The sequence below is a fragment of the Fodinibius sp. genome, from assembly GCF_041642155.1.
In the GTDB taxonomy this organism is placed as follows: Bacteria; Bacteroidota; Rhodothermia; order Balneolales; family Balneolaceae; genus Fodinibius.
The window spans coordinates 9,174-14,957 of sequence record NZ_JBEPWZ010000054.1; the positions used below are offsets into that span (position 1 = coordinate 9,174).

The 5,784-nt window shown below is 51.6% G+C and carries 5 protein-coding genes and 1 pseudogene; 3 read left to right on the forward strand and 3 right to left on the reverse strand.

Features of this window, described 5'->3' with window-relative positions:
• A partial coding sequence (locus ACESLU_RS05425; protein ID WP_372636219.1) for a PIG-L deacetylase family protein occupies nucleotides 1–597 on the reverse strand: 597 nt, incomplete at its 3' end.
• A gap of 168 nt (nucleotides 598–765) precedes the next feature.
• On the opposite strand from ACESLU_RS05425, the gene ACESLU_RS05430 reads away from it, so the two are divergent.
• From ACESLU_RS05430 to ACESLU_RS05440, 3 genes are all read left to right on the forward strand, one after another.
• The gene (locus tag ACESLU_RS05430; protein WP_372636222.1) at nucleotides 766–1,398 is read left to right on the forward strand and encodes an ankyrin repeat domain-containing protein; all 633 of its coding nucleotides are present in this window, start codon (nucleotides 766–768) and stop codon (nucleotides 1,396–1,398) included.
• Between the two features lie 99 nt (nucleotides 1,399–1,497).
• Nucleotides 1,498–3,738, forward strand: a complete 2,241-nt coding sequence (locus ACESLU_RS05435) for a tetratricopeptide repeat protein (protein ID WP_372636225.1) — start codon at nucleotides 1,498–1,500, stop codon at nucleotides 3,736–3,738.
• A 100-nt stretch (nucleotides 3,739–3,838) separates the two neighbouring features.
• Complete coding sequence (locus tag ACESLU_RS05440) at nucleotides 3,839–4,666, forward strand: ABC transporter ATP-binding protein (RefSeq protein ID WP_372636228.1); 828 nt, start codon at nucleotides 3,839–3,841, stop codon at nucleotides 4,664–4,666.
• A gap of 121 nt (nucleotides 4,667–4,787) precedes the next feature.
• Here the strand turns inward: ACESLU_RS05440 and ACESLU_RS05445 are convergent, their stop codons facing one another.
• Both ACESLU_RS05445 and ACESLU_RS05450 read right to left on the reverse strand, forming a co-directional pair.
• Complete coding sequence (locus ACESLU_RS05445) at nucleotides 4,788–5,525, reverse strand: ABC transporter ATP-binding protein (RefSeq protein ID WP_372636230.1); 738 nt, start codon at nucleotides 5,523–5,525, stop codon at nucleotides 4,788–4,790.
• Nucleotides 5,526–5,554: 29 nt separating this feature from the next.
• Nucleotides 5,555–5,784 (reverse strand): annotated as a pseudogene (locus ACESLU_RS05450) (hypothetical protein); the annotation flags it as partial.

Consider the following 5,784-nt stretch of genomic DNA (forward strand, 5'->3'; position numbering starts at 1 on the left):
CTGCTGGTACGTTTCGTAGCAATCCAGTGCATCATTGAATTTTTGATAATCTTCATCACTGGCTTCTATCCAGCAGTCGATATCTTCCGTTTTCGAAGAAGTTAATTGGAACTTTCCCTCTCCCTCCATTTCATTATAATGAGTAAAAAAGGCCAGCCGCCTGGGATAGCTCTTTCCTTTTCTTTTCCTGTCGCAGTAAACGCTTTTAACCACGGCGTGACTGACGAGGTGATCCTCAAAGCCGCTGATGCCGTGCACGGCATAGGTGACCAGGACATCCGGCTGTATGGCCTCTATATGCTCGTCAATCATGGTTTCAATCTGCTGCGGGTCCAGCTCTTTAAGTCCGCTGTCGGGCAGGTCCCACACCTCCATGCCGGTCAGGCCCAGCACCTCCCTTACACATTGCATCTCCTGGAAGCGGATTTGTCCCATTTCCTTTTTATCAACCCCCAGCCGGAATCGCTGCTTGGTCGCTTCACCCCTGGTCAGCGTCAGCAGGTAGACATCATCTCCCCGTCGAAGCTGGGCGGCCATGGCCGGGGCCGGACCAAAAGATTCATCGTCGGGATGTGGGAAAATATATAGGACTTTCATAAGGATATTATTTTGTGATCGAATGAATTATATAAAGGATATTAAAATTCACTACCCAAGAGCAATAAAAAAACTCGAGAAAAATAGTTGTAGAATCGAGGTATATTTTTTAAGTAGGGATAGAATAATCAAAATAACCGAAACAGCTAAAAACCATCTGTGCACGTTATGCTGACACCCCGAAGGTATAACTATTCTACCTATTTTGTAATTATCGGTGTTTTAATGACCGGCTTTCTCTTTCTGATTTCCTGCGGAAATGAACAAAACCAGGCTGAGTCCGAGAGCAATCAAGCACCCCGGCAGCAAGAGACAGCTGCCCAGTTCACGGCTCAGGACCTAAGGGATGCTGCCCTGCAGGGACAAATGAGCGACGTCAGGCAGATGGTTGAGCAGGGCGTTGACGTGAACGCCTCGGATGAAGGGGGACGCACCCCGCTTATGCTCGCCTCTTTCAATGGACATACGGAAATCGTCCAGCTGATGCTGGAGGAGGGCGCGCGTATTGATGATCGCAATGCCGAGGGCAGAACACCCCTTATCTTTGCCGCCAGCGGGCCCTTCCCCAATACTGTAGACTTGCTGTTGGAACGGGGAGCCGACCCGGATGCCACTGACGAGGTCGACGGCTGGTCTGCGCTGATGTTCGCAGCTGCAGAGGGTAATGCCAATGTTGTCCAAATACTGATGGAGCATGGCGCGGACCCGACCATTACGGACAAGGATGAAGAGACCGCTCTCGATTTTGCCCGAAATAACAATCATACGGAAGTTGTGGAACTGCTGAAAACATACGACTGAGCACGGGCATGTAACATACTCTCTTTTTTTATATATTAACCCTGCGTTTGAGAAACAACCATCCAGCCTACTTGTTAAGCAATGAACCGAAGCCTGCTTTTGTTATTCATCATTGGCATTTCTCTGGGAACAGGTATCATATTCAGCTGCACCCAATCGGACGATCAGTCCACCGAAACCTCCTCCAAGAAAGATGCGATCGATCGTCAATTTGTGGGGGACGAAACATGCGCCACCTGTCACAGCAGCGAAACGGCTTCCTGGAAGGGATCACACCACGATTATGCCATGAAAGAAGCCTCGGATCAATCGGTACGGGGTGATTTTGATAATGTGACCTTTACCCATCAGGAAGAAACGTATCGTTTTTTTATAGAAGATTCGCAGTTTATGGTTGAGGCCCCGGGACCGGACGGCAGATCCGTCCGCTACGAGGTCACGCATACCTTTGGATGGGCTCCCCTCCAGCAGTATTTACTTGATTTTGGCAAAGGGAAACTACAGGCCCTGAATATTGCCTGGGATACGGAAAAAGAGGAGTGGTTTGCCATGAACCCGGAGGAGGATATTCAGCACGGCGACTGGCTGCACTGGACGGGTGGAGCCATGAACTGGAATACCATGTGCGCCGACTGTCACTCTACCAACCTGCAGCAGAATTATATCGCCGAGGCCGATTCTTTTCATACAACGTGGTCGAGCATCAATGTCAGCTGCGAGTCCTGTCACGGTCCCGGCCAAAAACATGTGGATTTCGTACAGTCTGAAGAGGTGGAAGAAGCAACCATGGAACGCATCCGCGAAGATCTGGAGCTTACCCAAAATACGCCTCAGACTGAGCAGATAGACCAGTGTGCCCAGTGTCACGCCCTGCGGGAGGACATGACCGACGACTATGCACATACGGAGAATTTCCTGGATCATTACAACCCTACCCTTCCCCATCCTGAATCGTATTTTGCAGACGGACAGATAAAGGAGGAGGTCTATGTGTATGGTTCTTTTCTGCAAAGTAAAATGTTTGGAGAAGGGGTAAAGTGCAATGACTGCCACGATCCGCACAGCCTGGAACTGAAAGCGAATGTTACTGACAACACGCTCTGCATGCAGTGCCACGAGCCCCGTTATAATACGGTTGAGCATTTTAAACACCAGGTGAACACCGAAGCATCCCGGTGTATCAACTGTCACATGACCGGTAGATATTATATGGAAGTGGATTTCCGTCGCGACCACAGCTTCCGTGTGCCCCGGCCGGATCTGAGTGCCGAGTTTGATACGCCCAATGCCTGTAATGATTGTCACGATCAGCGCTCTCCGGAATGGGCTGCCCGTGCTGTTGAAGAGTGGTACGGACCGGAACGACCGGAGCATTTTTCCGAAATTCTGATGACGGCCAATGAAACGGGATCGGACGCTCTGCCCGAGCTAAAGCAGCTGATCGCCGATACGGTGCAGCCGGATATCGCCCGGGCGACCGCTGTCTGGTATGCCGGACAGTTTCCAGGCGGGCAAAGCATGGACCTGCTGGAAGGGACACTGAATGACGGGAGTGCCCTCGTGCGAAACAGCGCGGCGCGGGCACTGGCATCTTTTCCGGAAAACCTGAAGAACCCCGCGCTGCAGGAGGCCCTGGACGACTCCATCCGAGCGGTGCGGATCGCTGCAGCAGAAGGATTGGCTGAATTTTCCGCAGCAGATATATCCTTTAACATGAAGCAGCATTTCAATGATGCCCTTGAGGAGTACAGGGACTATCTTGCGGTCAGCCAGTATTTCCCGCAGGGACAGATGAACCGGGGACAGTTTTTTGAGAAACAGGGTCAGCTGGATCGGGCCGCCAAGGCTTACCAAAAAGCCCTGGAAAAGGATCCCTATTTCAATCCCGCCCGCATCAACCTGGCGTATATACACAATCGGCGGGGGAACAACGCGGAGGCTGAAAAACTCTTGGATAAGGTGATCGAGCAGGAACCGGGCTACGGTCCGGCCCATTACTCTTTAGCCCTGCTGCTGGCGGAGGAAAAGCAGCTTGCGGAAGCGGTCCCCCATTTCGAAAAAGCAGCCGAGCTGATGCCCCAAAATGCCCGCGCCCGCTATAACTGGGCCATCAGCCTGCAGCAACTCGGGAGATCACAGCAGGCTGAAGAAGCCTACCGGCAAGCTATAGCGCTGGATCCGGAGAATCCGGATTATCACTACGGCATTAGTACCCTTTATATACAGCAAGAGCAATACCGGGCGGCCCGGCCCCATGCAGAAAAGCTGGCGAAACTGCAGCCCAACAATGACCGATTCCGTCAGTTGCTGCACATGATAAACAGCAGAATCGGTAATTAGCATGTAATGGGCTTGGTTTTTTCATTTGCCCTTTATCATCCACATCAGCCATCACCGCAATAATAGAAATAAACAACCCATGAAGAACTAAACACGTTATATGAACAAGCGCGCCCAACAGTCCCCCATTCTGCAGTTCAATGATGTTACCGCCTATCGCAACGACACCAAAGTCATGGATCACTTTTCTATGACCATCCACCGGCAGGAGCATACGGCTATTGTTGGGCCCAACGGCTCGGGCAAATCCACCTTTATTCAGCTGCTGACCCACCAGCTGCACCCGCTGGCCCCCGAGGGTGACACACCGCCCATCCGCGTTTTTGGAAAAGACCGCTGGATTGTCAGTGAGTTGCGAAAACGCATCGGCATCATTTCCGCCGACCTGGAAGGCGAAATCATGCATAACCTGAATCACGGTCGGCTCAGTGGCAGCGAGGTGGTGCTCACCGGCTTCTTCTCGAGCATGCAGCTCTTCGGGCATCATCGCATCACCGATGCAATGAAACAACAAGCGGACCGCACCCTTGCCTCTATGGATGCGGCATACCTGAAAGACCGCAGGTTCAACCGGATGTCCGCCGGCGAGGCGCGGCGTGTGCTCATCGCCCGGGCACTGGTTACCTCACCGGAGGTACTGGTACTGGATGAGCCCACCACAGCACTTGACCTTGTAGCACGGGAAAGGTGCCTGCAGCATATTCGCAATATTGCCCGTCGGGGTACGACCGTGATCATCGTTACTCATCACCTTGAGGAAGTACTGCCGGAAATAACAAATGTAATTTTGCTAAAAGAGGGGCGCGCGGCTTTTTCCGGTCCGAAGAAGAAAGTTCTCACTTCGGAAAAACTAAGCAGCGTTTACGATCATCCGCTGGAGCTGTATTTCAGAAACGGTACGCCCCGTATTGAGCTCAACATTTCCTGAATGTCTCTCTCGGATAAACGACCTTAAAGCTCATTCTATGCATATTACCTGACTTTTTATCCCGTACTCTATTCGCTGATCCTGGGTCAGAGTTCGGGAAATCGGACCATTTGATTCGCACTCAGACCGACCCGGCCGGTATTGAAATATCAACATGCTCAAGCACCGGGTTGGCGACTTCCGTATCACTCTCTATTTTGCCATCGCGCAGGCGTATGATCCGTCGGGCATGATCGGCAATCTCATCTTCGTGTGTGACCAGCAGAATGGTGTTGCCCATCCGGTGGAGTTCTTCAAAAAGCATCATGATCTCTTTTCCAGTCTGGGTGTCCAGGTTTCCGGTAGGTTCATCCGCCAACAGGATCGACGGATTATTAACCAGCGCACGGGCAATAGCAACACGCTGACGCTGTCCACCCGAAAGCTCGTTCGGTTTATGGTCCATACGGTCACCCAGTCCCACCCGTTCAAGCGTTTTGGCAGCCCGCCTGTGGCGTTCGGCTGTCTTAATACCGGAATAGATAAGAGGCAACTCAACGTTTGACAGGCAATCGGTACGGGGCAACAGGTTAAAGGTCTGGAAGACAAAACCGATCTCCCTGTTGCGGACTTCCGCAAGCTCAGCGTCTTCCAGCTCGCTCACGTCCTGGTTGTTTAAAATATACGTTCCGTGGGTGGGCGTATCGAGGCAGCCGATAAGGTTCATCATCGTTGATTTGCCGGAACCGGACGGGCCCATTATGGCAATATATTCATTTTCCTGTACGTCGAAGGTTACCCCGTCAAGTGCCCTCACTTCCTGGTTGCCCATCTGATAAATCTTCATCAGTTCCCGAATTTCAATAAGTGGTTCTGCCATAGTATTCTTACCTGCTGGTAAATTTACGATTATTTATTCTGCTCTAATATTATTATCCCCGTCAGAAAGATCACCGGCAGAATCCGATAGCTGCCAATCACGATATCTTCCCCCTCGTCAACACCCGATATGATCTGGAAATCCATATTATCGCTGATACCGGTTTTCACCGGACGCCGGTTGCCCCCCTTTCCTGCAAAAACCACTTTCCGCAAATCCTCACCGGAGACAATCGTTCTTCGCTCGCAGGCTGCAGGAT